23 protein-coding genes are annotated in these 25,700 nt (G+C 70.5%); 8 read left to right on the top strand and 15 right to left on the bottom strand.

Features of this window, described 5'->3' with window-relative positions:
* Positions 1-113 precede the first annotated feature (113 nt).
* The 5 genes from DEI96_RS07625 to DEI96_RS07605 all read right to left on the bottom strand — a co-directional run bounded on the left by DEI96_RS07625 (position 114) and on the right by DEI96_RS07605 (position 4,275).
* On the bottom strand, positions 114-1,037 hold the full coding sequence (locus DEI96_RS07625) for an ABC transporter substrate-binding protein (protein WP_111023134.1): 924 nt from the start codon (positions 1,035-1,037) through the stop codon (positions 114-116).
* The gene (locus tag DEI96_RS07620) at positions 1,034-1,762 is read right to left on the bottom strand and encodes an ABC transporter permease (RefSeq protein ID WP_071405717.1); all 729 of its coding nucleotides are present in this window, start codon (positions 1,760-1,762) and stop codon (positions 1,034-1,036) included. Before DEI96_RS07620 ends, DEI96_RS07625 begins: the two co-directional genes overlap by 4 nt.
* Positions 1,759-2,475 (bottom strand): ABC transporter permease, encoded by a 717-nt coding sequence (locus DEI96_RS07615; protein ID WP_110864634.1) that lies wholly within the window; start codon positions 2,473-2,475, stop codon positions 1,759-1,761. Before DEI96_RS07615 ends, DEI96_RS07620 begins: the two co-directional genes overlap by 4 nt.
* Positions 2,472-3,398, bottom strand: coding sequence for an ABC transporter ATP-binding protein (locus DEI96_RS07610; RefSeq protein ID WP_027465271.1), 927 nt, complete (start codon positions 3,396-3,398; stop codon positions 2,472-2,474). Before DEI96_RS07610 ends, DEI96_RS07615 begins: the two co-directional genes overlap by 4 nt.
* A 229-nt stretch (positions 3,399-3,627) precedes the next feature.
* Entirely contained in the window at positions 3,628-4,275 is a 648-nt protein-coding gene (locus DEI96_RS07605) for a TetR/AcrR family transcriptional regulator (protein WP_111023133.1), read from the bottom strand.
* Between the two features lie 153 nt (positions 4,276-4,428).
* On the opposite strand from DEI96_RS07605, the gene DEI96_RS07600 reads away from it, so the two are divergent.
* Both DEI96_RS07600 and DEI96_RS07595 read left to right on the top strand, forming a co-directional pair.
* Positions 4,429-5,493, top strand: a complete 1,065-nt coding sequence (locus DEI96_RS07600; protein WP_111023132.1) for an App1 family protein phosphatidate phosphatase — start codon at positions 4,429-4,431, stop codon at positions 5,491-5,493.
* Positions 5,494-5,571: 78 nt separating this feature from the next.
* Positions 5,572-7,533 carry a glycoside hydrolase family 15 protein gene (locus DEI96_RS07595; RefSeq protein WP_258372793.1) on the top strand — a complete coding sequence of 654 codons (1,962 nt, stop codon included), beginning with the start codon at positions 5,572-5,574 and terminating at the stop codon, positions 7,531-7,533.
* Positions 7,534-7,647: 114 nt separating this feature from the next.
* Here the strand turns inward: DEI96_RS07595 and DEI96_RS07590 are convergent, their stop codons facing one another.
* The 6 genes from DEI96_RS07590 to DEI96_RS07565 all read right to left on the bottom strand — a co-directional run bounded on the left by DEI96_RS07590 (position 7,648) and on the right by DEI96_RS07565 (position 14,422).
* Positions 7,648-9,021, bottom strand: a complete 1,374-nt coding sequence (locus DEI96_RS07590) for a glucose-6-phosphate dehydrogenase (protein ID WP_111023131.1) — start codon at positions 9,019-9,021, stop codon at positions 7,648-7,650.
* 158 nt (positions 9,022-9,179) lie between these two features.
* A complete protein-coding gene (locus DEI96_RS07585; RefSeq protein ID WP_071245740.1) occupies positions 9,180-9,596 on the bottom strand; it encodes a cytochrome c oxidase subunit 4 in 417 nt (138 codons plus the stop codon).
* Between the two features lie 4 nt (positions 9,597-9,600).
* Positions 9,601-11,337: an aa3-type cytochrome oxidase subunit I gene (gene ctaD / locus DEI96_RS07580; RefSeq protein ID WP_027465266.1), complete on the bottom strand. Its 1,737-nt coding sequence runs from the start codon at positions 11,335-11,337 to the stop codon at positions 9,601-9,603.
* 11 nt (positions 11,338-11,348) lie between these two features.
* Positions 11,349-12,251, bottom strand: coding sequence for an aa3-type cytochrome oxidase subunit II (gene ctaC / locus DEI96_RS07575; protein ID WP_027465265.1), 903 nt, complete (start codon positions 12,249-12,251; stop codon positions 11,349-11,351).
* A gap of 292 nt (positions 12,252-12,543) precedes the next feature.
* Positions 12,544-12,912, bottom strand: a complete 369-nt coding sequence (locus tag DEI96_RS07570; protein WP_209130802.1) for a HesB/IscA family protein — start codon at positions 12,910-12,912, stop codon at positions 12,544-12,546.
* Between the two features lie 58 nt (positions 12,913-12,970).
* The gene (locus DEI96_RS07565; RefSeq protein ID WP_111023130.1) at positions 12,971-14,422 is read right to left on the bottom strand and encodes a dipeptidase; all 1,452 of its coding nucleotides are present in this window, start codon (positions 14,420-14,422) and stop codon (positions 12,971-12,973) included.
* Positions 14,423-14,474: 52 nt separating this feature from the next.
* Here DEI96_RS07565 and DEI96_RS07560 point away from each other — a divergent pair, with 52 nt between their 5' ends.
* A complete protein-coding gene (locus DEI96_RS07560; protein WP_111023129.1) occupies positions 14,475-15,050 on the top strand; it encodes a DUF3043 domain-containing protein in 576 nt (191 codons plus the stop codon).
* Positions 15,051-15,277: 227 nt separating this feature from the next.
* Here DEI96_RS07560 and DEI96_RS07555 read toward each other — a convergent pair whose 3' ends face one another.
* The 3 genes from DEI96_RS07555 to hisD are packed head-to-tail and all read right to left on the bottom strand — an operon-like array spanning position 15,278 to position 18,172.
* Positions 15,278-16,354, bottom strand: a complete 1,077-nt coding sequence (locus tag DEI96_RS07555) for a quinone-dependent dihydroorotate dehydrogenase (protein WP_111023128.1) — start codon at positions 16,352-16,354, stop codon at positions 15,278-15,280.
* On the bottom strand, positions 16,351-16,851 hold the full coding sequence (gene nrdR, locus DEI96_RS07550; RefSeq protein WP_111023127.1) for a transcriptional regulator NrdR: 501 nt from the start codon (positions 16,849-16,851) through the stop codon (positions 16,351-16,353). The genes DEI96_RS07555 and nrdR overlap by 4 nt, the downstream gene beginning before the upstream one ends.
* Positions 16,852-16,864: 13 nt before the next feature.
* Positions 16,865-18,172: a histidinol dehydrogenase gene (gene hisD / locus DEI96_RS07545; RefSeq protein WP_111023126.1), complete on the bottom strand. Its 1,308-nt coding sequence runs from the start codon at positions 18,170-18,172 to the stop codon at positions 16,865-16,867.
* A 53-nt stretch (positions 18,173-18,225) separates the two neighbouring features.
* Between hisD and DEI96_RS07540 the strand changes: the two genes are divergently transcribed.
* The 4 genes from DEI96_RS07540 to DEI96_RS07525 all read left to right on the top strand — a co-directional run bounded on the left by DEI96_RS07540 (position 18,226) and on the right by DEI96_RS07525 (position 23,925).
* Positions 18,226-19,584, top strand: a complete 1,359-nt coding sequence (locus tag DEI96_RS07540; protein ID WP_111023125.1) for a rhamnosyltransferase WsaF family glycosyltransferase — start codon at positions 18,226-18,228, stop codon at positions 19,582-19,584.
* Complete coding sequence (locus tag DEI96_RS07535) at positions 19,581-21,035, top strand: glycosyltransferase family 2 protein (RefSeq protein WP_111023124.1); 1,455 nt, start codon at positions 19,581-19,583, stop codon at positions 21,033-21,035. Before DEI96_RS07540 ends, DEI96_RS07535 begins: the two co-directional genes overlap by 4 nt.
* Positions 21,035-23,623 (top strand): glycosyltransferase, encoded by a 2,589-nt coding sequence (locus DEI96_RS07530; protein ID WP_111023123.1) that lies wholly within the window; start codon positions 21,035-21,037, stop codon positions 23,621-23,623. The genes DEI96_RS07535 and DEI96_RS07530 overlap by 1 nt, the downstream gene beginning before the upstream one ends.
* Before the next feature lie 146 nt (positions 23,624-23,769).
* On the top strand, positions 23,770-23,925 hold the full coding sequence (locus DEI96_RS07525; RefSeq protein WP_175529707.1) for a hypothetical protein: 156 nt from the start codon (positions 23,770-23,772) through the stop codon (positions 23,923-23,925).
* A gap of 18 nt (positions 23,926-23,943) precedes the next feature.
* Here DEI96_RS07525 and DEI96_RS07520 read toward each other — a convergent pair whose 3' ends face one another.
* The gene (locus DEI96_RS07520; RefSeq protein ID WP_111023122.1) at positions 23,944-24,522 is read right to left on the bottom strand and encodes an SGNH/GDSL hydrolase family protein; all 579 of its coding nucleotides are present in this window, start codon (positions 24,520-24,522) and stop codon (positions 23,944-23,946) included.
* A gap of 50 nt (positions 24,523-24,572) precedes the next feature.
* Here DEI96_RS07520 and DEI96_RS07515 point away from each other — a divergent pair, with 50 nt between their 5' ends.
* A complete protein-coding gene (locus tag DEI96_RS07515) occupies positions 24,573-25,688 on the top strand; it encodes a glycosyltransferase (protein WP_111023121.1) in 1,116 nt (371 codons plus the stop codon).
* Positions 25,689-25,700 lie beyond the last annotated feature (12 nt).

Raw genomic sequence — 25,700 nt, 5'->3', positions numbered from 1 at the left:
AGCCCCTGCACGGCACAACCGTGCGGCACGGATGTTCGCGCTGCCTGCTCCACGAACGACGACAGGCGCCGGGTGGATACCCGACGCCTGTCGCTTTGTTCGCAGGGCTGTGGTTACAGCAGACCCTCGGCCTTGAGCCAGTCCTCGGCGATGGTGGACGCCTTCTCCTTGTCGGCCGTGCTCTTGGTGTTGAGCTCGATCAGGGCATCGGTCGTGAGCTTCTCGTTGACCGAGTCGATCGCGTCCGCAGCCTTCTCGTTGACCTTCTTCGAGACGACCGGCACGACGTTTTGCGGCAGGATCAGGTTCTCCGGGTCCTTCAGCGTGACGAAGCCGTTCGCCTTGATGCTCGGGTCAGCGGTGTAGATGTCGGCCAGCTGGACGGTGTCGTCCTTGAGTGCCTTGACGGTCAGGGCGCCGCCGCCGTCCTCGATCGCCTTGAAGTCGACGTCGACGCCGTAGACCGACTTGAGCCCCTTCGGGCCGTACGGCCGCGTCTGGTTCTCGGAGTTGGCCCCCACGGTGAGCTTCTCGTCGACGTTCTTCAGGTCGGCCAGGCTCGTGACGTCGTTGTCCTCGGAGAACTTCTTCGTGACGGTGTAGCTGTCCTGGTCGGTCGCGTCGGCCTCGTCGAGGACCCGGAGGCCCTTCGGCAGGGCCTTGTCGAGCCCGTCGTCAATCTGGTCGGCGGTCTTCGCGTCCGAGTCCTTGTCGAAGTACTGCAGCAGGTTGCCGCTGTACTCGGGCATGACGTCGATGGCGCCCTTCTCGAGCTGCGGGATGTAGACCTCACGCTGCCCGATGTTGAAGTTGCGCTTCACGTCGAAGCCGTCCTTCTCGAGGACCTGCGCGTACAGCTCGGCGATGATCTCGTTCGAGTAGTACTGCTGCGAGCCGACGACGATGGTCTTCGAGTCGGACGAGTCGCTGGAACCGCTGTCGAGCGGGTCGCTCGACGCGCAGCCGGCGAGGGCGGCGACGACGCCCACCGCCATCGCGGCGGCGACACCGGCGCGGATCTTGGGTGCTGTGATCACGAGGGATTTCCTTCCGGGAGTGGATTGCGGGCTCGCTCACGCGACCCCTGACGCTGTCGGGCCGACGGGTCCGCGGTGCCCTTCGGCACCGCCGCCCGCTGCAGCACGGCGAACACGATCTCGAACGCGATCGCGAGGGCGATCACGAGGATGGAGGCGCCGAGCATCTCGGCGTAGTCCTGGGTCTTCAGGCCGAGGAAGAAGTAGCCGCCGAGGCCGCCGGCCCCGACGTACGCGGCGAGCGTGGCCGTCGCGACGACCTGTAGCACCGCGGCGCGGATGCCACCGATCAGCAGCGGGAGCCCGAGCGGGATCTCGACCTTCCACAGGATCTGCCAGCCGGTCATGCCCTGGGCCTTCGCGGCGTCGACGACCCCCGGGTCGACGGACTCGATGCCCGAGTACGCACCGGCGAGCACCGACGGGATCGCCAGGATGACGAGGGCGAGCAAGGGAGCCTGCAGCCCGATGCCGAGCAGCAGCCCGAACAGCGAGAGCACGCCGAGCGTCGGGAGCGCCCGCACCCCGCCGGACACCGCGATCGAGAAGCCACGAGCGCGGCGGGTGTGACCGATCGCGTACCCGACCGGCACGGCGATGACCGCGGCGATGAGCACCGCGAGCAGGGTGATCCAGACGTGCTCCCAGAGGCGCGTGGGGATGCCGTTGTACCCGCCGTAGTTCGTGGGGTCGAACACCCACGCGAAGGCCTGACCGATGATCACGAGGAGACCTCCGCTGCTTGCAGGACTCGGCGAGCCTGTCGGCGTGACACCGAGTTCGTCCGGGTCCACGGCATGACCAGGCGCCCGAGCAGCACGAGGAGGCCGTCGAGGGCGAAGGCGAGCACGAGCACCATCACGATGCCGGAGAGGATCTCCTCGTAGATCCCGCGCCCCAGGCCGTCGGTGAACAGCAGGCCGAGACTCGGGATGCCGAGGACCGCCCCGACCGTGGTCAGCGAGATCGTGGAGACCGAGACCACCCGGAGGCCGGCCAGCAGGACCGGACCGGCGAGCGGGAGCTCCACACGGAAGAACCGCTGCGCCGGCGAGTAGCCCATGGCGGTCGACGCGGACTTGGTCTCGGAGTCGACCGAGGTCAACCCGTCCACCGTGGAACGGACCATCAGGGCGAGGCCGTACAGGGTCAGCCCGATGACGACGTTGATCGGGCTCTGCAGGCCGGTGCCGATGATGCTCGGCAGTGCCACGAACAGGGCGAGCGACGGGATGGCGTAGAGCAGACCGGCGAGGGTCACGATGCTGCTGCCCACACCCGATGCGAAGCGCGACCCACCGGGGCGCTGCAGCCGGACCACCAGCCACCCGATCGGGATCGACAGCAGGAACGCGACGATGATCGGCGGGATCGCGATCGCGAGGTGGGAGACCGTGTTGTCCCAGATCGTGTCGAGGTTCGCCAGCACCCACTTCACCGGGTGCCCCCACCCTGCGCCGGGGCACCCGGTGCGTCGTGGGACGCTCCGGCCTCTGCTGCTCGGGAATCGGACTGCGGAACGGCCTCGGCGGCGTCGACGACCCCGACCGGGCCCGTCAGCACGCCGGCTGCGCGGCCTTCACCGTCGACGACGATCGGACCGGTCGGGGTCTGCTCGACGCGGAGCGCGCGGCGCCCGCGGCCGGCACCGATGAACGTGGCGACGAAGTCGTCGGCGGGTGCGGCGAGGATCTCGGCCGGCGTCCCCTGCTGGGCGATCTCGCCGCCCTTCTTGAGGATGACGACCTGGTCGCCGAGCTTGAACGCCTCGTCGATGTCGTGCGTCACGAACACGACGGTCTTGCCGAGTTCGCGCTGCAGGCGGATGAGCTCGTCCTGCAGGTCGTTCCGCACCAGCGGGTCGACGGCACCGAACGGCTCGTCCATGAGCAGGATGTTCGGGTCGACGGCGAGCCCGCGGGCCACACCGACGCGCTGCTGCTGGCCGCCGGAGAGCTGTGACGGGTACCGGTCGGCGAAGGCACGGTCGAGTCCGACGGTGTCCATGAGCTCGAGAGCACGCTTGCGTGCGTCGGCCTTGGATACGCCGGTCAGCAGCGGGACGGTCGCGATGTTGTCGACGACCTTGCGGTGCGGCAGCAGTCCGGAGTTCTGCATGACGTACCCGATGTGGCGACGGAGCTCGACGGGGTTGATCCCGGCGACGTCCGAGCCGTCGATCTCGACGGTCCCGGAGGTGGGGTCGACCATGCGGTTGATCATGCGGAGCAGCGTGGTCTTGCCACAGCCGCTGGATCCGACGAAGACGGTGGTGGTCCGGGACGGGATGACCAGATCGAAGTGCTCGACCGCAGTCGTGCCGTCCGGGTAGGTCTTGCGCACCGAGCGGAACTCGATCATGGGGTGCCCTTCTGTTCGGAGGTAGCCCGACTCCGGATGAGAGTACCCGGGGGTGCCGACATCGGTTCGGTCGCGACGCCGCGTGACGGGTTCCGGACCACGGTTCGTTCCGCGGACACCACCGGTACTGCGCGATCCGACGGGGGACGACGACGCCCGCGCCTCGGTGTTCGGAGGCGCGGGCGGGTCGGTTCGGTCTCCGGCGTGTCGCGCCGGTCCGACGGGATCGTCAGGACGCGGCGATCACCGATTCCAGGTGCGCGCGGTTCATCCGGCGGTACTCCTCGATCAGCTCCGTGTCGGGGTGCTCGCGATCGCGGTGCGCCCGCGCCAGCACCGCGTGGCCGGACTCGGCGAGGACGACCCACGCGCGGGTGATGCGCTCGTCGTCCGGCAAGCCGAAACGGTCGCGCATGATCTGGCCGACGGCCGCGCCGAGCGCACCCATGCGGTCCTCCGCGTCGCCCGTTCCGGTGTCCGCCGGGTCGCCGAAGCGGATGGCCCGGAAGCCGGGCTCGGTGCGGTACATCTCTGCGGTCATGTCGATGAGCGCGTCGTTGGCGTCCTGCCAGGTCTCGGCGCCGCTGGCGTCGAGCGCCTCGACGAAGCGGGAGGCGAGCCGCTGGGTGCAGCGGATCGCGAGTGCCTCGACCACGGCGATGCGGTCCGGGAAGTACCGGTAGACGGTGCCGATCGACGCCCCCGCGCGCTCGGCGACCATGGCGGTCGTGAGCCGTTCGAACCCGATCTCGTCGATCACCGCGGCTGCGGCGTCGAGGAGGCCGGCGAGGCGCGCCGAACTGCGGGCTTGGACCGGCTCGTTCCTGAGCAGTGATGATCCCCCCGGCAGAGCGTTCGTTACCTCGGTGACGAGCACGTGTTCTCCTCTTGCGCTCCAGCGCGGTTGGTTGGTGTGACGGGGACAACTTTCGCAGAACGCACCTGGAACGTGGCTGCGACTCACCACTTGCGACGCACCAGTTCTGTACAGCGCGCGGGTTTCGTCAGGCGCCCGTGGGAGGATGACGCCATGCCCGACCCGACGCCCCACGAGCCGTCGTTGGCCGAGCCGCTCCTGCACCGCGCGGCCCGCATCGAGGACGCCGTCCAGGAGTTCCGCGAGCACCGTGCGCGCCGTCGCGGACTCGTCCCGACGGTGGTCCCGTACACCGGCTACGGTGCCCCCGGTTGGGTGCGCATCCTCTGCCGTGTGCTGCTGACGCGCCGCGGTCTCGCCTCCGACGTCTCCTACGCGGGCGTCCGCGGCTGGAAGAGCTTCACGAGCGTCGCCGTCGACCACGCCGAGGTCACCGTCACGGCAGGCGGTGTCTCCCACGTGGTGCAGACCGACCGTGGCGGCGTCGTCGACACCATCGTCCCGATCGACCTCGAGCCCGGCTGGCGCACCGTACGGCTGTCGGCGGGCGGCGGGCGCGACGTCGAGGCCGACGTGTTCGTCGTGCACCCGGACACCCGCTTCGGGCTGCTGTCCGACATCGACGACACCGTCATGGTGACCTCGCTCCCCCGCCCCATGCTCGCCGCCTGGAACTCGTTCGTGCTGACCGAGCACGCCCGCCGCCCCGTGCCCGGCATGTCCGTGCTGTACGAACGGATCCTCGCGCAGCACCCAGGATCACCGACGGTCTACCTGTCGACCGGAGCGTGGAACGTCGCCCCGACGCTGCAGCGCTTCCTGTCGCGCAACATGTACCCGTCCGGCACGCTCCTGCTCACCGACTGGGGTCCCACCCACGACCGCTTCTTCCGCAGCGGGCAGCTGCACAAGCAGGAGAACCTGCGGCGGCTCGCGAAGGACTTCCCGGACGTCCGCTGGCTCCTGGTCGGCGACGACGGACAGCACGACGAGAGCCTCTACGGCGACTTCTCGCGGGAGCATCCGGACAACGTCGCGGGCGTCGCCATCCGGCAGCTGTCCACGAGCGAAGCGGTCCTGGCCGGTGGCCGGTCGCGGGCGCAGGAACGCTCCCGTGACTCGTCGGCGCCCTGGGTGTACGCACCGGACGGCGCCGGCCTGTGGAGCGAACTCGCGCGGGTCGGCATCATCGAGTCCGACGCCTCCGACCCGGCCTGAGCGACCCTTCATCACGATCGCCGCCCGGCAACCTCGTGGTCGACCGCGGCGCTCGGGCACCGGGTGTTCGATCGGTCCATGAGCACCGAGCCGGCCGCACAGCCCGAAGCCGCATCACCCGAAGCCGCACCGCACCCAGCCGCACCGCACCCAGCCGCACCGACCACACCGCCGAACCGCATCGAGGACCACGCCCTGATCGGCGACACCGGCACCGCTGCCCTGGTCGGTCGCGACGGGACCATCGACTGGGCGTGCCTGCCACGCTTCGACAGCTCGTCCACCTTCGCCTCGCTGCTCGGCACCGAGGACCACGGGCACTGGACCCTGCGACCCGTCGACGACGACGCCACCGCCGAGTGGCGGTACCACGGTGACACCCTGGTGCTCTCGACCGTGTGGACCACCCGTGACGGCGTGGTCGAGGTCACCGAGTTCATGCCCGTCGGCGCGCACCGCCCCTCGATCGTCCGCCGGGTGCGCGGGCTCCGCGGCACCGTCGAGCTCCGGCAGACGCTCCGGATCCGGTTCGACTACTCGCGGGCCCTGCCGTGGATCCGGCAGATCGGGGACGACGACGAACCGGCGCTGCTCGCGACCGCGGGTCCTGGCTCGGTGATCGTCCGGGGGCCGCAGTTCCGCGCCGACGACCACCGGCACACCGCCGTCACGACGATCCACGACGGCGACGTGCTCGACACGGTGCTCACCTGGTACCCGTCGCACCGCGAGCCGCCGGAGCCGCTCGACGTCGACGCGGCCCTCGCCCACACCATCTCGTGGTGGACGGCGTGGACCGCCCCGGCGCAGACCACCGGCCGGTACGCCGACGCCGCTCGACGGTCGCTGGTGTTCCTCCGCGCGATGACCCACGGCGAGACCGGTGGCGTCGTCGCCGCCGCGACCACGGGCCTGCCGGAGGACCCCGGTGGCGAACGCAACTGGGACTACCGCTACGTGTGGCTCCGCGACGCCTCCCTCGCGCTCGCGTCGCTCATCGCGCACGGCTACCGCGACGAGGCCACGCACTGGCGCGGCTGGCTGCTGCGCGCGATCGCGGGCGACCCCGCCGACGTGCAGATCATGTACGGCATCGCCGGCGAACGCGAGCTGCCCGAACGGGAGCTGCCCGAGCTGCCCGGGTACCTCGGGTCGACACCCGTGCGCGTCGGCAACGGCGCCTCGACGCAGTACCAGGGTGACGTCTTCGGCGAGGTGCTCGCGGCACTGCACGACGCCCGTGAGCTCGGGGTCGAGGAGAACGCCGACTCCTGGGCGCTGCAGCGGGCACTGCTCGGCTACGTCGAGGAGCACTGGCAGGAGCCGGACAACGGCATCTGGGAGATGCGGGGGCCGCGGCGGAGCTTCACGCACTCGCGGGTGATGATCTGGGCCGCGTTCGACCGCGGGGTCGCCGCGGTCGAGGAGTTCGGCCTCGAGGGCCCCGTCGACCGCTGGCGTACCCTGCGCGACACCATCCGCGCCGAGATCGAGGAGCACGGCTGGAACGCCGAGCGCGGTTCGTTCCGCCAGCACTACGACACCGATGAGGTCGACGCGAGCCTGCTCGTCCTGCCGCAGGTCGGGTTCTGCCGCGCCGACGACCCCCGGATGACGGGCACCGTGCGCGCCATCGAGGAGGACCTGCGGGTCGGCGACGACGGCCTCGTGCTCCGCTACCGCACGACGGCCGGCTTCGACGGGCTGTCCGGCGCCGAGCACCCGTTCCTGGCGTGCTCGTTCTGGCTGGTGGAGCAGTACGCTGCCTCGGGCCGGGTCGAGGACGCCGAGCGCCTGATGGACGTGCTCGTCGGGTACGCGAACGACGTCGGCATGCTCTCCGAGGAGATCGACGTCGCCACCGGACACCACATCGGCAACACCCCGCAGGTGCTGTCGCACCTGACGCTCGTGTCGGCAGCGGACGCCATCGAGCGCGCCCGTGGCGCGACCGTCGGGCACCGCACGCGGTTGCCCGTCCACGACGGCGGCACCCGGTCGTGGACCGGCGAGGGTGAGCGCGCCGGCTCCCCCGCCTGATGCGTCTCGCCATGCCCTGATGGCGACTCCACGACGGACGGGAGGCCCGGTGCCAGCTGGCACCGGGCCTCCCGTCCGTGAGGGCGTCCGTTCAGGACGTCGGCAGCGCGTCCGTCAGGACGACGACTCCCAGTCCGCCGGGCCGCGCGAACCGGCGCGGTACTCCTCGAGCGGGACCTCGTCGGCCTTCCACGCGGCGACGACCGGCTCCACGATCTCCCAGCAGCGCTCGGCCACGTCACCGCGGATGGAGAGCAGCGGGTCGTCGTGGAAGATGCCGTTCAGGACCTCGCCGTAGGGGGTCAGCTCGCCGTCGCTGAACGACGACGACAGGGTGACCTGGCCCATCTCGAACGGGTTGCCACCGCCGTTGGCCGACACGGTCAGCTCGATCTCGTCCGGGTTCAGGACGATCCGGAGCGTGTCCGCCTTCGGGCGACCGCTCAGACCGGAGGGCAGGCGGGTGACCGGCTTGAAGGTGATCAGCACCTCCTTCCGGCTGTTGCCGAGTGCCTTGCCGGACCGCAGTGTGAACGGAACGCCCTTCCAGCGGGCCGTGTCGACCTCGACCGAGATCTCGGCGAGCGTCTCGGTGCTCCGCGACTTGTCGACGCCGTCCTCGTCCTGGTACGACGGCAGCTCCTTGCCGTCGATCGTGCCGGCCGTGTAGACGGCGCGACGCGACGCGATCTTCGGGTCGCCGCCCTTGAGCTGGGTCGAACGGAGCACCCGGGCCAGGGACGAGCGGAACTCGACCGCGTCGATGTCCGCCGGGGCGTCCATCGTCACGATGCCGAGGATCTGCAGCAGGTGCGACTGGATCATGTCCACCATCGCGCCGGCCTCGTCGTAGTACTGGGCGCGGTTCTCGAGACCGAGGGTCTCGTCGTAGAAGACGTCGACCTTCTCGATGTTGTCGGCGTTCCAGATCGGCTCGAACAGGCGGTTCGCGAAGCGCAGACCGATGATGTTCAGGACCGTGGTGCGTCCGAGGAAGTGGTCGGTGCGGTGCACGCGCTCTTCCGGGACCAGCTTCAGCACCGTCTCGTTGAGGGCCTGGGCGCTGGCGACGTCCGTGCCGAAGGGCTTCTCGAACGCCAGGGTCGTGCCCTCGGGGAGCTCGACGTGCTCGAGCGCCTCGCAGATGTCGGAGGCGATCTGCGGCGGGAGGGCGAAGTACAGGATCGGCTCGGACTCGGCCGCGGCCAGGAGCGCCTCGAGGTGCTTCGGGTCGGTGGGGTCGCCCTGGATGAACTGCGTCGACTCGATGGTCGCGTCGACCTCCGGCCCCTTGACGTCCTGCGACGCGAAGGACTGCGTGACGATGTCCTTCCACTTCTCGGGACTGCGCTCGCTGCGGCCCGTGCCGATCAGCTGCACGGGGACGGCACGGCCGCTCTGCAGGAACGTGCCGAGGCCCGGCAGGAGCAGGCGGGAGGCGAGGTCGCCCGTCGCGCCGAAGATGATGAGGGTGCGCTTGTCGGTCACCTGAGGTGACTCCTTTCGCTGTGGTGGGAGGTCCGCTCCAGTCAAGTCGCGGGCGGGCCCGTTTGTTCCGGATCGGGACCGGAGATCGTCTCCTGGACGCACTTCGGGCGGCACCGTTCTGGTGCCGCCCGAAGTGTCAGGTGCGCTGCAGCGCCGGGTCAGTGCCCGAAGTTGCCGCGGTAGTACTCGTAGACCCAGCCGACCAGGGTGATCGCCACGAGGACGAGTCCGATCGGGACGATCCACAGGCCGGCGGCCACACCGAGGAAGCACACGGCGACCGCGGCGGCCAGCAGGATCGGCCACCACGACCAGGGGCTGAAGTGCCCGAGCTCGGCGTCGCCGTCCTCGATGTTGGCGTCCGGGCGGTCCTCGGGCAGGACGCCGCCCTGGGACGACATCACCTTGCCGAGGTAGAACGCGATGAACGCGGACATCAGGCCGGTCAGACCGATGGCGACGGTGCCCACCCACTCGGGCTCGCCGTAGTAGATCAGCGCCCAGATCGTGTAGGCGGCGTCCGCCAGGATGAAGAACCCGAAGAGGATCCAGAACAGGTTGGTGTTCGCGCGCATGGCGTTACTTCACCTCGCCCTTCGCGGCGTCGTAGGTCGGGGCATCGGGGGCGTCCTTCGCGGGACCCACACCGATCGGCACACCGGCCTCGGGGTGGTTCAGGTCGAAGGCCGGGGACTCCGAACGGATACGCGGGATCGACGTGAAGTTGTGGCGCGGCGGCGGGCAGGAGGTCGCCCACTCGAGCGAGCGGCCGTAGCCCCACGGGTCGTTCACGGCGACCTTCGGTGCGTTCCGGGCGGTCACGTAGACGTTGAAGATGAACGGCAGGAACGAGATCGCGAGGATCATCGAGCCGATCGTCGACAGCTGGTTCATCCAGGTGAAGCCGTCGTTCGGCAGGTAGGTCGCGTAGCGACGCGGCATGCCGATGACGCCCAGCCAGTGCTGGATGAGGAACGTGGTGTGGAACCCGATGAACAGGAGCCAGAAGTGGATCTTGCCGAGACGCTCGTTGAGCATCTTGCCGGTCCACTTCGGCCACCAGAAGTAGAAGCCGGAGAACATCGCGAAGACGACGGTTCCGAAGACCACGTAGTGGAAGTGCGCGACGACGAAGTACGAGTCGGACACGTGGAAGTCGAGCGGCGGCGACGCCAGGATGACACCGGTCAGACCACCGAAGGTGAAGGTGATCAGGAAGCCGAGGGCCCAGAGCAGCGGCGTCTCGAACGTGACCGAACCGCGCCACATCGTCCCGACCCAGTTGAAGATCTTCACGCCGGTCGGGACCGCGATGAGCATCGTCATGAGCGAGAACCACGGGAGCAGGACTCCGCCGGTGACGTACATGTGGTGCGCCCACACCGTGACCGAGAGGGCCGCGATGGAGATGGTCGCGTAGACGAGGGTCTTGTACCCGAAGATCGGCTTGCGGCTGAACACCGGGAAGACCTCGGAGACGATGCCGAAGAACGGCAGCGCGATGATGTAGACCTCGGGGTGCCCGAAGAACCAGAACAGGTGCTGCCAGAGCAGAGCCCCGCCGTTGGCCGGGTTGAAGATCTGCGCGTCGAACACGCGGTCGAGGCCGAGGCCGAAGAGCGCCGTCGCGAGGACCGGGAAGGCCATCAGGACGAGGAGCGCCGTCACGAGGGTGTTCCACGTGAAGATCGACATGCGGAACATGGTCAGACCCGGGGCACGCATCGTGATGATGGTGGTGATGAAGTTCACCGCGCCGAGGATCGTCGAGAAGCCGGTCATGCCGAGCCCGAAGACCCAGAGTGTGCCGCCGAGCCCTGGTGTGAACGTCGTGTCACTCAGTGGCGCGTAGGCGAACCACCCGAACGAGGCAGCGCCCTGCGGGGTGAGGAAGCCGCCGACCGCGATGAGCGAGCCGAACAGGTAGAGCCAGAAGGCGAAGCCGTTGAGTCGCGGGAAGGCGACGTCGGGCGCACCGATCTGGAGCGGCATGATCGCGTTCGCGAAGCCCGAGAACAGCGGCGTCGCGAACATCAGCAGCATGATCGTGCCGTGCATCGTGAACAGCTGGTTGTACTGCTCCTTCGTCGCGACCACGTGCAGGCCGGGTTCGAAGAGCTGGGCACGGATCACGAGGGCCATCACACCTGCGAGCAGGAAGAAGATGAACGACGCGATCAGGTACATGTACCCGATGGTCTTGTGGTCGGTGGAGGTGATCCACCGGACGACGATGTTGCCCTTCCGACCCACCTTCGACGCCTGGAAGTCCGGCGACGAGGTCTGGGTCGGTTGGCCGACGAGTGACGTTGTCATCTGACGAGCCCCTACTTGTTCTCGCTGGACGCCTCGACCGGCGCCTTGTTGTTCGGTTCGTTGGTGTTGGTGTTGTACTCGTCACCGAGCAGACCGACCTTGCCCTGGTCCTTCAGGGTGTCGAGGTAGTCCTGGTACTGCGCCGGCGTGACGACCTTCACCTGGAAGAGCATCAGCGAGTGGTACTCACCGCAGAGCTCCGCGCACTTGCCCTGGTACGTGCCGAGCTTCTCCGGGATGAAGTACTCCCAGTTGGTCTTGCCCGGGAGCATGTCCTTCTTGTACAGGAAGTCGATGACCCAGAAGGAGTGGTCGACGTCGCGCGAGGAGAGCTCGATCGCGACCTTCTTGCCCTTCGGCAGGTAGAGGGTCGGCAGCTGCGACTCGTCGATCGCCCCGTTGGCGTTCTCTTCTTCCTGGGCCTGGATGCCCTGGTAGTAGACGCTCTCTTCGGGGTTGTCCTTGTTGATGTAGTTGAAGTCCCACGCCCAGCGCTTCCCGTACACGTGCACGGTGGCGTCCGGGTCGGCGAAGGGCTTCTCGATCGCGGCCTGGTCCTTCGCGGTGAAGGCGAAGAAGCCGAGCACGAGGATCAGCGGCACGATCGTGTAGAAGATCTCGAGCGGCATGTTGTACCGCATCTGCACGGGCAGGCCGGTCTGGCCCTTCCGGCGGCGGTAGACGATCGCAGCCCAGATGATCAGGCCCCAGACGATGAGACCGACGGCGAGGAGAACGACCCAGCTGGTGGTCCACAGGCCGACGATGCGGCTCGTGTGGTTGGTGACGTTCTTCGTCTCCTCCGTGCCGGGGAGCCATCCGTTCATCTGCTGCTGCGTGCAGCCAGCCAGTGCGATGACCAGACCGACGGCCACCGGGACGGCCGCCCAACGTATACGGCGATTCGAACGCACTGTTACCTCTCGCAAAAGACGTGAGCTTCGGAGATCAGCCCGTCGAGTCCGACGGCGAGCCGCACGAAGGCGGCGCATGGCTGGCTCCCAGCTTGATTGGAACACTCCTAGCTTACTCGCAGCTCGGTACCGCTCGCGCACACACGACACGGTTCTGGCCTCGATCCGCACGTCTGCGGGCACGATTTCGCCCGGTCACACCGCGCCCCAGCGGGCCACGTCCGGTCACACGAACGCGAGCGGGGAGCGACCCTTCCGGTCGCTCCCCGCTCGCGTGTCGGATCGCTGGCGATCAGTGGAAGCTGTCACCACAGGCGCAGCTGCCCTGCGCGTTCGGGTTGTCGATCGTGAAGCCCTGCTTCTGGATCGTGTCCTCGAAGTCGATCGTCGCGCCGTCGAGGTACGGGACGCTCATCTTGTCGACGACGACCTCGACCCCGTCGAACTCGGCGGTGACGTCACCGTCGAGCAGGCGCTCGTCGAAGTAGAGCTGGTAGATCAGGCCGGAGCAGCCACCGGGCTGGACGGCGAGGCGCAGGCGCAGGTCGTCACGGCCCTCCTGCTCGAGCAGGCTCGCCACCTTGCCGGCAGCGGCGTCACTCAGGAGGACGCCGTGCGACGGGGTCTCGGTCGCCGGTGCTTCGGTGATGGTGTCGCTCATCGCGCGTCTCCCTCCGGGCGGTGCTGGTCACCGCGCCTGGCGTCGATTGTAAGCACCCTCAGCTGCGCGTCGCGAGCCTGGCGAGCAGGATCGTCTCCGACGCGATGGCACGGTGCAGGACACCGAGGTGCTGGGACTCGTTCGGGCTGTGGGCGCGGGTGTCCGGGTCCTCGACGCCGGTGACCAGGATCTGCGCGTCCGGGAACTCCGCGGCGAGGTCGGACACGAACGGGATCGACCCACCGATGCCCTGCTCGACCGCCTCGGCGCCCCACCCCTCGCGCATGGCCGTTCGGGCCTCCTGGACCGCCCAGCCGGCGGTGTCGACGAGGAACCCGTCGCCGCTGTCCGGCTCGGTGATCTCCATCCGTGCGCCGAACGGGACGTGCTCGCGCAGGTGCCGTTCGACGGCCGCGGACGCCTGCCGGGCGTCCTGACCGGGGGCGACGCGGACCGAGACCCGTGCCGAGACCGTGGGCAGCAGGGTGTTCGAGGCGTTCGCGACGCTCGGCACGTCCATGCCGGTCACCGTGATCGACGGCTGGAACCACATGCGGGACAGCACGGCGCCGGTGCCGATCGGGCGGACACCGGGCACGAGCGCGGCGTCGACGGCGAGTTCGTCCTCGGTGCGCTCCGGCACGTCGGCCTCGTACGAGGACAGCCCCTCGACTGCGACCGACCCGTCGGCGTCGTGCAGCGAGGCGAGCAGCCGCACCATGGGGATCATCGCGTCCGGGGCCGCTCCCCCGAACATGCCGCTGTGGCTGGCGTGCTCGAGCGTGGTCAGGGTGAGCTTGAAGGTGACGTTGCCGCGCAGGGAGACCGTGATCGACGGGACCTCGGTGGACCAGTTGTCGCTGTCCGCCACGACGATGACGTCGGCGGCGAGGTGCTCCTTCTGCTCGCGCAGGAACGTGCGGAACGAGCGGGAGCCGAACTCCTCCTCGCCCTCGACGAAGAGCACGATCCCGAGGTCGAGGTCGTCACCGAACTGGGCGTGCACCGCGCGGAGCGACGCGATGTGCGTCATCACACCGGCCTTGTCGTCCGATGCGCCGCGGCCGTACAGGCGGTCGCCGCGGAGGGTCGGCTCGAACGGCGGCGTCTCCCACAGGGCCTCGTCGCCCTGCGGCTGCACGTCGTGGTGGGCGTAGAGCATCACCGTCGGCTTGCCGTTCCGCGCCGGGCGCACCGCGAGCACCGCGGGCTGGCCGAGCTCGGTCTCCGCGTCGGCCTCGGCGACGTCGGCCGTCGACCCGGACACCGCGGACCGCACGATCCGGACGTCGTCCGCGCCGAAGACCCCGGTCGACCGGGCGAGGTCCGCGACGGCCTCGGCACTCGCGCGCACGTTCGACGCGTCGAAGGCCGACCAGGACACCGACGGCAGGCGCACCAGCGCGGACAGGTCGGCGATCGTCGTGGGCAGTGCACCCTGCACGTGTTCGCGCAGGGCGTCGAGGAGCGCGGGGTCGGTCGCGGGGCTGTGCTGTTCGCTGTCGGTCATGCCCGGTAATCTAGAGGAGATCCCGCACGCACACCGCCGTTAGGAACGCACCGTGGCGAAGGCAGCCCCCAAGACCAACACGACCGTCAACCCGACCGAGGCCGAGCTCCTCGAGCAGGGCAAGGGCCGCCCCACGCCGTCCCGCCGCGAGCGAGAGGCAGCGAACCGCCGCCCCCTCGTCGGCAACACGCCGGTCGACAAGAAGGCCGCCCGCGCCCGCCTCAACTCGGAGCGTGAGCGTGCCCGGGTCGGCATGGCCAACGGCGAGGAGCGCTACCTGCCGGCGAAGGACCGTGGTGAGCAGCGACGCTTCGTCCGCGACTGGATCGACGCCCGCTGGAACGTCGGCGAGGTCATGATGCCCGTGCTCGTGCTGTTCCTGATCGTCGGGTTCGCGGCCGCGCAGACGGTCATCGCGTCCTACTCGCTCCTGCTCGTGTGGGCGTTCGTGGCGCTGTTCATCATCGACTGCGTGGTGCTGTGGCTGTCGCTCCGCCGCAAGCTCACCAACAAGTTCGGCGAGTTCCAGCGCGGCACGTTCCTCTACATCCTCACGCGGGCGTGGCAGCTGCGCTTCCTGCGGCTGCCGAAGCCCCAGGTCCGGCGCGGGCAGTACCCCACGCTCTAGCCACACGAACACGACGAAGCGCCGCCCGGCCTGCCGGGCGGCGCTTCGTCGTTCCCGCTCCCCCACTCCCCCACTCCCCCGCTCGTGCTTCGTGAGCAGGAATGGTCGGGTGGGCGCGGCGCACCCGACCATTCCTGCTCACGAAGCGGCCGTGGGCGCACCCACACGACGGACTGGAGGCCCGTGGCGGTGTCGCCACGGGCCTCCAGTCCGTCAGGTGGTCGCGCCTACCGCGCGGCGCGACGCAGCCGCCGACGGCGCAGCCGGTTGATCCGCGCGGCCCAGGTCGGTCCCTCGTAGAGGAACGCCGTGTAGCCCTGCACGAGCGTGGCCCCGGCGTCGATGCGGTCCTGCACGTCCTGCTCGGTGGTCACGCCACCGACAGCGATGACGCAGAAGTCGGCGGGCACCGCGGCACGGACGCGACGCAGCACCTCGAGCGAGCGGGTGGCGACGGGCGCACCGGAGAGTCCCCCGGCACCCATCGCCTCGACGTCGGACGGATCGGCGGTCAGCCCGTCGCGGGAGATCGTCGTGTTGTTCGCGATCACCCCGGACAGCCCGAGCTCGACCGCGAGGCCCGCGATCGCGTCGATCTGCTCGTCGGTCAGGTCCGGCGCGATCTTGACGAGCACCGGCGTCCGGCCGGCGGCGTCACGCACCGCGGACAGCAGCGGTCGGAGCTGGTCGAGTTCCTGCAGTCCGCGCAGACCGGGCGTGTTCGGCGAGCTGACGTTGACCGCCAGGTAGTCCGCGAACGTCGCGAGCCGACGGGTCGACTCGAGGTAGTCGTCGATGGCGTCCTCGACGGAGACCACCCGGCTCTTGCCGATGTTCACGCCGATGACGGGGCGACCGGGGTTGCGGCGGGCGCGCTCGAGGCGCCGGGCGGCCGCTGCGGCGCCGTGGTTGTTGAAGCCCATGCGGTTGATCAGGGCGCGGTCGCCGATCAGCCGGAACAGGCGCGGGCGCTCGTTGCCGGGCTGCGGCTTGGCGGTGATGGTGCCGACCTCGACGTGGCCGAAGCCGAGCAGGCCGAGACCGGCGATGCCGCGGGCGTCCTTGTCGAACCCGGCCGCCAGACCGAAGCGCGACGGGAAGTGGATGCCCATCGTGGTGATGCCGTCGGCCGCCGCGGGACGGCAGTACCGCTCGACGACGCCGCTCAGGAACGGCACGCGGGGCAGCCCGGCGATGACGGCGAAGGCCAGGTGGTGGGCACGTTCCGGGTCCATGTTCGCGAACACGGAGCGGAACACGACGCGGTAGCCGCCGCGCACGATGCGTTCGGCGATGCCGCTCACGCGCGCGTGCCGGACGGTGTGGACGACCCGGCGGCCGTGTCGGATGCCGCGTGGTGGTCGCGGCGGAGCTGGCCGATGGCGTCCTCGAAGTCCTCGAGCGAGTCGAACGCCTGGTAGACGCTCGCGAACCGCAGGTAGGCGACCTCGTCGAGCTCCCGGAGGGGCGCGAGGATCGCGAGGCCGATGTCGTTCGCGTCGATCTGGCTGGACCCGGAGGACCGCACGGTCTCCTCGACGCGCTGCGCGAGCACGGCCAGGTCACCGTCGGTGACCGGGCGCCCCTGGCACGCCTTGCGCACGCCGGAGACGATCTTGTCGCGGCTGAACGGCTCGGTGACGCCGTTGCGCTTCACGACGTTGAGCGATGCGGTCTCGGTGGTCGAGAACCGTCGACCGCAGTTGGGGCACTGTCGACGGCGGCGGATGGAGGTTCCGTCGTCGCTCGTCCGTGAGTCGACGACGCGGGAGTCCGGGTGGCGGCAGAAGGGGCAGAACATGTCGTTCCCCAGGCTATCGGTTCGTGCGCTCCGTCACGGCGGCCCCGTGCGCGGGGAGCTGCTCCTCGGTGGACAGCGCGACGATGTGCGGGGCGACCTCGGCCAGGGCCTCGGGCGTGTACCGGACGATCTGCTGGGGCCGCAGGAACGTCGACGCGGACAGCCCGGACCCGAACCGGGCCTGGCCGCCGGTCGGCAGCACGTGGTTCGACCCGGCCAGGTAGTCCCCCAGGCTCACCGGCGTGCTCGGACCGACGAACACCGCACCGGCGGCGTCGATGTCGGCCAGCACGGCGTCGTCGTCGACCGTCTGGATCTCGAGGTGCTCCGGCCCGTAGGCGTTGCTCACGGTCGCGGCGTCCGTCAGCGAGTCCACCAGGACGATCGCGGACTGCGGTCCGTCCAGGGCGGTCTGGAGGCGCGCAGCCGTCCCGAGCACCGCCGTGCGTTCCGGGATGGCGGCTTCCACCGCGTCGGCGAACGCCGCGGACGTCGTCACCAGCACGCTGCCGGCCTGCTCGTCGTGCTCGGCCTGGCTGATGAGGTCGGCGGCCACGAACCCGGCGTCCGCGGTGTCGTCCGCGATCACGAGGATCTCGGTCGCCCCGGCCTCGGAGTCGATGCCCACCACCCCGCGCACCAGGCGCTTGGCGGCGGCGACGTAGTTGTTCCCAGGCCCGGTGACCAGGTCGACCGGCTCGAGGTCGATCTCGGCGACGCCGTACGCCAGCGCGCCGACGGCTCCGGCGCCGCCCATCGCGTAGACCTCGTCGATGCCGAGCAGCCCCGCCGCGGCGAGGATCGTCGGGTGCACCGCGCCGCCGTGGTCACGCTGCGGCGGCGACACGAGGGCGATCGACGGCACGCCCGCGACCTGGGCCGCGACGACGTTCATCACGACGCTGGACGGGTAGACGGCCTTGCCCCCGGGCACGTAGAGCCCCACACGGCGCATCGGCTGCCAGCGCTGGTGGACCTCGGCGCCGTCGGCCAGGGTGGTCACGGACGGGGCGGGGATCTGCGCGGCACTCGCGGCCCGGACACGGCGGATGGCCTCGTCGAGGGCTGCCCGGACCTCGGGCGTGAGCCCGGCCACGGCTGCGGTGATCTCGGCAGCGGGCACACGAACATTCGCGGGAGCCCCGCCGTCGAAGCGCTCGGCCTGGTCGTGCAGGGCCGCGGCCCCGCGGTGTCGGACGTCCTCGATCAACTCGCGCGCGGCGTCGACCGCGTGCGACACGTCACCGGCGGCGCGGGGCATGAGTCGGAGGAGTTCGGCACGGGCGGGGAGGCCACCGCGGAGGTCGATTCGCTGCATCATGAGGGGTCCGATCCTACCGAGCCGAACGCCGACGCCCAGTAACGTGAGGGCTGATGAACTTCGAGAAGGCACGGCGCCTCGTGAGCGACCTCGTCCGGGTGAACGAGCGGTACGCACGCGACGGCCACTACCGCAACGACGTCCGTGAGCGACTCGGCCGGACGGTGTCCCGGGTCGACGTCGGTGTGGCTCGGCGGGAACGCGATCGTGCGCCGCTGGCCGCGCGCCCGTTCGACGGCCTGGTGGAGACGAGCCTGTCGCTCGCCGGCATCCGCACCGTGGACCGCGATCCCGAGGTGGTGCTCGTGGTCGACGAACTCCGCGAGGGTGCCGCCTTCGCCGGGGTGCAGACCGCCCTCGCCGTCGCCCTGGCGCTCGGTGACCGGCTCGGCCGGCGGGTCCGGGTCGTCATGGTCCGGTGGACGACACCCGGCAACAGTGCCGCCGCAGCCGAGGCGCTCGTCGCCGACCGGTTCCCGGAGTCGCGGGTCGACGGACGTCCCGGGGTCCGCGTGGTCCGACGCGAGGACGTCCTGGACACCGAGTTCGGCCGCGACGACGTCTGGGTCGCCACGCACTGGAAGACCGCGCACCCGATCGACGTCGCCGTCACCGCCGGGGTCGTCCCCCGACACCGCGTCGTGTACCTGGTGCAGGACTACGAACCCGGCTTCAGCCCGTGGTCGACCGAGTACGCGGTCGCTGCCTCGACCTACCGCGCCGGCTTCCGCATGCTCGTGAACTCCGAGCCGCTGCGCCGGTACCTGGCTGACGTCGAGGGCCTCGACGTCCCCTCCGAGCACACCTTCGCACCGCACCTCGACCTCGAGCTGCTCGAACGCGTGGCCGCTGCCCGCAAGCACGAGGACGTGGTCCGGGTCCTCTTCTACGGCCGTCCGAGCAAGCACCGGAACCTGTTCCGCCTCGGCGTCGCCGCGCTGCGGGTCGCGGTGCAGGAGCTGGCCGACGACGGCATCCGGGTCGAGTTCCACTCGGCCGGTGAACAGCACGGCGACGTCGAGCTCGACGGGGGCCGAGGCGACGTGAAGCTCGTCTCGCACGGCACCATGCCCTGGGACGACTACTTCCGGTTCATCGCATCGACGAACGTGGTGCTGTCGCTCCAGCACAGCCCGCACCCGAGCCACCCGCCGTTCGACGGCGCGGTGTCCGGCGCACGCGTCGTGACGAACGAGTTCCGGGGCACCCGTGCGCACCTGCACCCGAACCTCGAGGCGGTCCCCGCCGACGCCCGTTCCCTCGGCCTGGCCGTCGCCGACGCCGTCCGGCAGGCAGCTGCGGACGGCCCGACCGGGCACGTGCCCCTGGCCGCGGGGGTGCTCGGCGGCCCGCTGGAGACCGCCGTGGACGCCCTCGCACGTGCACTCGAAGCTGAGGAGTCCACCCGATGACCCGCTCCACCCTCGTCGTCGTGCCCGTGTACGGCGACCTCGACTCCCTGTTGCGGTGCGTCGACGGGCTCCTCGAGCACCTCGACACCGAACGGCACCGCGCGCTGTTCGTCAACGACTGCGGGCCCGAGGCGGACACCATCGAGCGGGCGCTGCTCGACCGGATCGGCGATCGCCCCGGGTTCCGGTACGAGCGGAACGACCACAACCTCGGGTTCGTCGGCACGTGCAACCGTGCCGTTGACGAGCTCGACCGTGGCGCCGACGAGCCCGGCACCGAAGCCGTCCTGCTCCTCAACAGCGACGCCGTGCCGACGGCGGGGTTCCTCGACGCGATGCTCGCGGTCCTCGACGAGGACCGCACCGGTGTCGTGACCGCGCGCAGTGACAACGCGACGATCGCGAGCATCCCCTACCGCCTGACCAACCGGGGAGCCGCCCGCACCGAGGACCGCACGCGACGGGTCTGGGGCCAGCTCGCACCACTCCTCCCGGTGTCCCAGGTCCTGCCCGTCGCGATGGGCTTCTGCTTCCTCACCCGCCGCGAGCTGATCGCCGAGCACGGTCTGTTCGACGAGGCCTTCGCGCCCGGCTACGGCGAGGAGAACGACTACTGCCTCCGGATCGCCGCCCACGGCTGGCTCGCCAAGATCGCCAACCGCGCGCTGGTCCTGCACGCCGGCGGCAAGAGCTTCTCCGGCAACCGCAGCGCGCTGCGCGCCGCGCACCAGCGCGTGCTCGAGGGTCGCTACCCGTTCCTGCCGGACGCAGTGGCCGCGTACCAGCGGCACGGCATGACGGCAACCGAGCGGTTCGCCGACGTCCTCGTCCCCTCGGGGCAGCGCCCGCGGCTCGCCGTGGACCTGCGGCACGTCGAGGACGCCGACACGCTCGTCCGCCAGGTCGACGCGGCCTTCGGGGACGGCTTCGACCTGGAGGCCCGGCTCCCCGCCGGTACGCCGGCACCGGCCGCGTGGACCGTCACCACCGGAGACCCCAGCCCGGACGACCTCGTCACGGTCGCCGTGCTCGTGGACCCGGCGCCCGCGGACGTCGTCGCGGCCAACCGGCGGGCGCTCCACCTGGTGGTCGTGCGGGCCGCGCAGAACGCGGTGCCGTGGTCGTCGCGAGCGCACCGGACGGGCGCCGACGCCCTCGCGGCCGTCGTGGACCACTTCGCCGTGGTCGTCGCACCGGGCGCGGTCACCGACGCCCGTGCACGCATCGAGGATGCGCTGACGGCCCCGCTCGCGGGCACGGCCGACGCGCTCGAACGTCGGTGGGCGGCGCTGCTCCCCCTCGACCTCACGGCCGCCGACGTCGCCGCGGCCAGCGCAGCGGACGAGGTCGTGCGCCTGCGCCGGGAGCTCACCGACCTGCGCGCGAGCAGGTCCTTCCGCACCGGCCAGGCGATCGCGAAGGTCGCCGCACGACTGCCGGGGCGCCGCTGATGGCCGAGGCGAAGGGCATCGGCCGCGTCGCACGGCGCCTCGCCCGACCCTTCCGGGGCCCGGACCGACCACTGACCGTGACCGACCGGCTCGACCGCTGGGCCCGGCGGATCGCCGAGTTCGAGGTGCTCGACCGCGCGTACTTCGAGGCACAGACCGGACGGACGTTCGACACCGACGCCGACGCCGTCGCGTTCTACGTGCACAACGACGGGCAGCGTGGGCTCTCGCTGCACCCGCTCATCGAGCACGAGTGGATGCGCGAGCACCAGCCCGTCCCCGCGATGTCCTGGTACGACGCCCTGCACCAGGAGGGCCCCGAGCTCTTCCAGACCGGGCCGCTCTTCGACGCAGGCGTGTACGCCGCCTCGGTGCCGGGAGCCGACCGCCCGGCGACCACGCTCGATGCGCTCCGGCACTTCCTGCGGAACGCGACCGACGCGACCACGCTCCCCGTGCCTCCAGGCCGCCGTGGCGACGCTCCCACCTGGGGCGCCGCACGCGACGCAGCCGTCGCCGATGCGCGCGCCTTCGCCGGTGCGCAGCACCGCACCCGGCGACGCTACCGGTCCACGTGGGACGGGCCCGAGGTCGCCGAGGCCCTCGGCCGGTACCCGCGCGGTGTCGCGCGGCGCGACGCGGAGCAACCGCTCGTGTCGATCGTGATGCCGGTGTACCGGCGCGCCGACGTGGTCGGTGCGGCGATCGCTTCGGTGCGAGCGCAGCAGCACACGAACTGGGAACTCCTCGTGGTCGACGACGGGTCCGGCGACAACACCGTCGACGTCGTGCGCGGGCTCGCTGCCGAAGACGGGCGCATCCGGCTCCTCGAGCGGGAGAACGGCGGTGCCGGCGCCGCACGGAACACCGGACTCGCGGCCGTGCGTGGCGACTTCGTCGCGTTCCTCGACGCCGACAACACCTGGCGTCCGGAACACCTGACCGCGGCCCTCGCGGCTCTGCTCGAGACCGACGGGCCCGCCGTGCACACGGGTCTGCGGATGGTCGGCGCGAACAACGCGGACGACCGGACCGCGCCCGTCGAGACGTACCGCGGCGAGGACGGCACGCTCGACGACCTGCTCGCCGGCAACTTCATCGACCTCAACGCGCTCGTGGTCCGCCGTGACGTCGCCGCAGGGGTCGGCCCGTTCGACGAGACGCTCCGACGCTGGATCGACTGGGAGTGGCTGCTCCGCATCGGGCAGCGGTTCGGGGTGCCTGCGTACGTGCCCGTCATCGGCGTCGACTACGACAACGTGCGGGACCAGCGACGGGTCTCCTCCGCTCAGCCCGCGTCGTGGCAGGAGGTCGCGCTCGCCCGCCACCGCATCGACTGGGACGCCCTGGCCTCCGCAGCACCGACGCGCGACACCGGACTCGTCTCGGTCGTCGTCCCGGTGTTCCGCGACTGGACGATGACCCGGCGCGCCGTCGATGCCGTCCTCGGCGCGGCCGACCACGACGGCGACCGCGTCGAGGTCGTCCTGGTCGACAACGGCTCTCCGCGATCGGTCTCCGCGATCCTCGGCGCCTGGTTCCGTGACGAACCCCGGGTGGTCCTGCAGCGCGAGGACCGGAACCGGAACTTCGCCCTGGGCAGCGACCTCGGACTCGCCCGGTCCTCGGGCGGCACCGTCGTCATGCTCAACAACGACACCGAGGTCACCACCGGCTGGCTGCGGCCGCTCGTCGGCGCGCTGGACGACCCGTCGGTCCTCGGCGCGCAGCCCCTGCTCGTGTACCCGGACGGCGTCGTGCAGGCCGCCGGCACGGTCTTCGGCGGGGACAAGGTGCTCCCCTGGCACTTCCTCGGCGACCACCCGCGACACGACGCCGACCGCGTGTTCGGGTCGGGCTCCGCCGGCGCAGTGCGGTTCTCGGCGATCACCGCAGCCGCCGCGGCGTTCCGTGCCGCCGACCTGATCCGCTGGCACGGGTTCGACCCCGTGTACGCCAACGGGCTGGAGGACGTGGACCTGTGCCTCCGCGCACGGTCGACGTCACCGGCGGGCTCCGCCTTCGTCGTCGTCCCGTCGTCGGTCGTCGTCCACCACGAGAGCCGCACGCCGGGCCGGGACGACGCCCGCGTCGACAACCGCCGCATCTTCGACGAGCGGTGGCGCGGGCGGTACCCCGACGCCGACGCCGACGCCCGGTACGACGCAGCCGGACTGCGCTACCTCGGAGTGGACCCCGGGCTCCCCAAGGGCCACGGCGTGATGGTGCGGTCCTCGCGACCGGTCGTCGTCCGGGAGGAGGGGGCTGCAGGCTTCCGTGTCGCCGTCAAGCACGACGGCACGCGCGTCGCGGACGTGTCCGCACTGGTCACCGCACTCGAGGCCGCGGGACACGTGGTGCAGGTCGACATGCCGACGTCCTGGTACCGGGGATCCAGCGGGTTGGACGAGGTGACCGTGCTGGTCGTGGGGGCACCGTCTTCGGGGCCGGGTGGTTCGTCGTTCGTGCCGCAGCCGGGGGCGCGGAACGTCGTGTGGCTGGCTGAGGGGCAGTCCGTCGCGGACGGGGACTTCGCCGTCGTGGTCGGGGCTGCGGCGGAGGCGGGGCAGGTCGTCCGGTCGCTGTGAGCGCTTCCCGACGCGCGTGGCGAGCGGACACCACGAGCCCGCGGAGCTGAGCGCGTTTCGACTCTGAGGCGGATTCTTCGGGCACGTTCACCAGGTTCCGAGACAAACGAGGCCTGCTGTTCACCTTGCCGGAGCAGGCTGCTCGCATGTCGCTCCTCTCGGATGCAATGCGGTCGACCTTCACGACCAAGTGCGCTGTGTGCGGCGCGGTCATCCGGAAGCGCGATGCGCTCGACCACGAGGGGCTGGCGTTCTGCTCGGTCCTGCACGAGGCCGAGTACATCGTCGCGACGCTGGACTGAGCGCCGACCGACCTCATCTCACTGGTTGAGACCCATCGTCGCCGCTGCCTGCCGGATGAACAGGCGCATGCGGACCGCCGCCTCTGCGGAGACGTGCGGGAGGGGGTGTTCGCCGTCCTCGGACATGCCGCCACCCCACGAGTTGTTGGAGGCTCGGGCGAAGGCGAACGGATCCGCGACCACCCACCCTCGTCGCGATCCGAGGTCGAACAGGTGCCGGTTCGCCACGACCCCGTTCGCGCGCTGGTTCACCGTGCCGTTGGTGCGGTTGTTCGGCGGGACCAAGCAGATCAGGGGTGTCTGACACTCCGCGAACCGCACGATCTTCTCGATGTTCGCGGTCATCTCCTCGAAGGGCACGCCCTCCCGGACGTCGTTCATGCCGATCATGACCACGAGCACGTCAGCCAGTGAACGACGGACCTGGCCGAACGCACGCTCGGAGGTCGCACCGTCCTCGGCGAAGCCACCGACCAGCCGAAGACGGCGATCGCCGAGCTGGTCACGCCAGGACTCGGGGCGGGCCGTGACCGAGTCACCCGACACGGCGAAGGTCAGCGATGTATCGGTGGTGATCTTGGATCGAGCTCTGAACATCCCTCGATGCTATCGACCGGAGCACCGGCGACCCCTCGTAGGATCGCCATGTGGCTCCAACAGCGCGCTCGCGTCCTCGCGACGGCCGTCCACCGCGGCTCGCGGTCTTCCCCGTCTACCGCGACAACCCGTACCTGAACCTCATGCTCCTGGCTCCCCGCGCCTCGGGCTGGGACGTCCTCGAGTCCGCGAGGCTCGAGCGCTTCGAGCACGACCTGAGCTCCCTCGGCACCGGAGACGTCGTGCACGTGCACTGGACGGCTCCGATCGTGCAGCGTGCGGACGAAGCCGCCGAGGCCGTTGCCCGACTCGGTCGGTTCCGAGCCGCGGTCGACGGAGCGCGGGCACACGGCGCGCGAGTCGTCTGGACGATCCACAACGCGCTCGCGCACGACGTCCGGCACGAGGAGCAAGAGATCGCGCTGAACCGCTACTTGGCCGCGACCGCGGACACGGTGCACGTCATGAACTCCCGCACGAGCGACGTGGTGGCACCGTTCTACGACCTCTCCGGGCGAACGGTCGAACACCTCCCCCACCCGAGCTACCGCGGCATCTACGACGGCAACGGGTCCCGGACGGAGGCACGAGCACGTTTCGGACTCGATGACGACGACGTCGCCGTGCTCTTCTTCGGACAGATCCGTCCGTACAAGGGAGTCGACGTCCTGATCGAGGCTCTGCAGCAGGCGTCCGCCGCCGGCCGGTTCGTCCTCCTGCTCGCCGGGAGGACGTCGGCCGAGGACGAAGCGACCATCGATCGGCTCCTGCCCGAAGGGCTCCGCACCGTCCGTCACCACGACTACGTGGCCGACGCCGAGGTCACGCGCTGGTTCGACGCCGCGGACATCGCGGTGCTGCCGTACCGGCGCGTCCTGAACTCCGGCAGCCTCCACCTCGCCGCGACCTTCGGCGTGCCGGTCGTGCTGCCCGACGAAGCGCACCTCCGGAGCGACTTCGGCGGTGAAGCCTGGGTCCGGTGGTTCGAACCCGGTGATGCCGGCGCGCTCGCCCGGGTGCTGTCGGAGCCGTTGCCGGAACGCGGCGCCGCACTCGGGTTCACGGCCCGGCTCGCGCCGTTCGCGGTCTCCCGCCGGTACGAGGCGCTCCTGCGGCACACGACGGCGGGCCTGCCGACGCGGACCGCCACGCGCCCTGAGGCATAATCAACCCTTGTT

Source organism: Curtobacterium sp. MCLR17_031 (genome assembly GCF_003234775.2).
Lineage (GTDB): Bacteria > Actinomycetota > Actinomycetes > Actinomycetales > Microbacteriaceae > Curtobacterium > Curtobacterium flaccumfaciens.
The sequence above is the reverse complement of the archived record's forward strand: the minus strand, read 5'-3'. Positions and strand labels throughout refer to the sequence as shown.

Excerpts from the sequence above, each read along its gene's own strand:
- nrdR (WP_111023127.1), bottom strand. The coding sequence starts at position 16,851 with ATGTTCTGCCCCTTCTGCCGCCACCCGGACTCCCGCGTCGTCGACTCA.
- hisD (WP_111023126.1), bottom strand. The coding sequence starts at position 18,172 with ATGATGCAGCGAATCGACCTCCGCGGTGGCCTCCCCGCCCGTGCCGAA.
- ctaD (WP_027465266.1), bottom strand. The coding sequence starts at position 11,337 with ATGACAACGTCACTCGTCGGCCAACCGACCCAGACCTCGTCGCCGGAC.
- DEI96_RS07585 (WP_071245740.1), bottom strand. The coding sequence starts at position 9,596 with ATGCGCGCGAACACCAACCTGTTCTGGATCCTCTTCGGGTTCTTCATC.
- DEI96_RS07520 (WP_111023122.1), bottom strand. The coding sequence starts at position 24,522 with ATGTTCAGAGCTCGATCCAAGATCACCACCGATACATCGCTGACCTTC.
- DEI96_RS07535 (WP_111023124.1), top strand. The coding sequence starts at position 19,581 with ATGACCCGCTCCACCCTCGTCGTCGTGCCCGTGTACGGCGACCTCGAC.
- DEI96_RS07610 (WP_027465271.1), bottom strand. The coding sequence starts at position 3,398 with ATGATCGAGTTCCGCTCGGTGCGCAAGACCTACCCGGACGGCACGACT.
- DEI96_RS07600 (WP_111023132.1), top strand. The coding sequence starts at position 4,429 with ATGCCCGACCCGACGCCCCACGAGCCGTCGTTGGCCGAGCCGCTCCTG.
- DEI96_RS07540 (WP_111023125.1), top strand. The coding sequence starts at position 18,226 with ATGAACTTCGAGAAGGCACGGCGCCTCGTGAGCGACCTCGTCCGGGTG.
- DEI96_RS07570 (WP_209130802.1), bottom strand. The coding sequence starts at position 12,912 with ATGAGCGACACCATCACCGAAGCACCGGCGACCGAGACCCCGTCGCAC.
- DEI96_RS07525 (WP_175529707.1), top strand. The coding sequence starts at position 23,770 with ATGTCGCTCCTCTCGGATGCAATGCGGTCGACCTTCACGACCAAGTGC.
- DEI96_RS07565 (WP_111023130.1), bottom strand. The coding sequence starts at position 14,422 with ATGACCGACAGCGAACAGCACAGCCCCGCGACCGACCCCGCGCTCCTC.
- DEI96_RS07530 (WP_111023123.1), top strand. The coding sequence starts at position 21,035 with ATGGCCGAGGCGAAGGGCATCGGCCGCGTCGCACGGCGCCTCGCCCGA.
- DEI96_RS07595 (WP_258372793.1), top strand. The coding sequence starts at position 5,572 with ATGAGCACCGAGCCGGCCGCACAGCCCGAAGCCGCATCACCCGAAGCC.